Annotated in this window: 1 protein-coding gene; it reads right to left on the bottom strand. The window is 61.7% G+C overall.

Translation table 11 applies throughout. The annotated features are described in order from the left end of the window. Positions 1-230: OB-fold nucleic acid binding domain-containing protein (locus tag QP415_RS13195; protein WP_285100374.1), on the bottom strand; the 230-nt coding region annotated here is incomplete at both ends.

Below are 230 nucleotides of genomic sequence, written 5' to 3'. Positions count from 1 at the left end.
CGCGGTGCCAGGGCATGCCATGATCGACAGTTCGCCACGACGCGAGGAAATGACGCGACCGTGCACGAACAGGTGGTCACCAAGGTCCACGTCGGTCTTGTACTGAGCCAGCGAATCCAAACCGACCTCTGCGGCCGACAGCATGACCTGAATACGGTTGCCGGCGCCATCCATCAGGGTTGCGAAGCAGAGCTTGCCACCGTTGCGAGCAAGCATCACGCGACCGGCAA

Source organism: Pauljensenia sp. UMB3104 (genome assembly GCF_030217285.1).
GTDB lineage: Bacteria > Actinomycetota > Actinomycetes > Actinomycetales > Actinomycetaceae > Pauljensenia.
Note: the sequence above shows the minus strand (reverse complement) of the source record. Positions and strands in the feature narration are given on the sequence as shown.